Below are 1,194 nucleotides of genomic sequence, written 5' to 3'. Positions count from 1 at the left end.
CGGGGGGGTGTGGGGCCCGGGCGCGGTCGGGGGTGCGGGCGGCGGGGGGGCGGCGCGCGGGGGGCCCGGCGCGCCGCCGGCGGGACGCTGCGGCGTGCTCACCGGCGCCGCCTCCAGCGCCGCCGGGCCGATCCCGGCGCGGCCGCCTTCGGCGCGGCGTCGGGGCCGGCGGACCCGCCCTGGCCCGCCGCGTAGCGGACCGTCGACTCGGTGAGTTCGAGGTAGGCCTGCTCCAGGGACGCCTCCTCCCGGTAGAGTGAGTGCACCCGGGCACCCGCCGCGTGGGCGAGGTCGCCGACCGCCTCAGGGGCCAGGCCGCGCACCCGCAGTTCGCCCGGGGCGCCCGGCTCCACCTCCACCGGCTCGGCGCCCTCGGGGCGGGCCGCGCGCAGGCGGACCGCCAGCTCGGCGGCGTCGGGGCTGCGCACCACCACGTGGGTGCGCGACCACGCCGCGATCAGCTCCGCCATGGGGGCGTCGGCGACCAGCCGGCCGCCGCCGACCACCACCAGGTGGTCGGCCACCAGTTGCAGCTCGCCCATGAGGTGGCTGGAGACGAACACGGTGCGCCCCTCGTCGGCGAGGTCGCGGACCAGGCGGCGCACCCACAGCACGCCGTCCAGGTCCAGCCCGTTGACCGGTTCGTCGAAGATGACGGTCGCGGGGTCGCCCAGCAGCGCGGCGGCGATGCCCAGCCGCTGGCGCATGCCCAGGGAGAACCCGCCGATGCGGCGCCGGGCGGCCGAGGCCAGGCCCACCGTCTCCAGCACCGCGCCGACCCGGGCGGCCGGCACCCCGGTGCCGCGCGCCAGCGCCAGCAGGTGGGCGCGGGCGGTGCGGCCGGGGTGCCCGGCCGAGGCGTCCAGGAGCGCGCCCACCTCGCGGGCGGGCGCGGGGAGGTCGGCGTAGGGGCGGCCGTTGACCAGCGCCGTGCCCGAGGTGGGGCGGTCCAGGCCCAGCATCAGCCGCATCGTGGTCGACTTGCCCGCGCCGTTGGGGCCGAGGAAGCCGGTCACCCGCCCGGGGGCGACCTCGAAGCTCAGGCCGTCCACGGCGGTGGTCTCGCCGTAGCGCTTGGTCAGATCCCGTACTTTCAGCACCGCTTCGCCGTCCTTTGTGCGGATGTCCGTTGTCGGGACCGACGCTACGGGCGCGGGGGAGGGTGCCGCATCGGTGCTTCGTCGGGCGGGGGGG

At 78.9% G+C, this 1,194-nt stretch carries 1 protein-coding gene; it reads right to left on the bottom strand.

The features are described 5' to 3' along the window. Positions 1-98: 98 nt before the first annotated feature. Positions 99-1,100 carry an ABC transporter ATP-binding protein gene (locus LG943_RS26640; protein WP_270075136.1) on the bottom strand — a complete coding sequence of 334 codons (1,002 nt, stop codon included), beginning with the start codon at positions 1,098-1,100 and terminating at the stop codon, positions 99-101. Positions 1,101-1,194 lie beyond the last annotated feature (94 nt).

This window comes from Streptomonospora mangrovi, from assembly GCF_027604915.1.
Lineage (GTDB): Bacteria > Actinomycetota > Actinomycetes > Streptosporangiales > Streptosporangiaceae > Streptomonospora > Streptomonospora mangrovi.
Note: the sequence above shows the minus strand (reverse complement) of the source record. Positions and strands in the feature narration are given on the sequence as shown.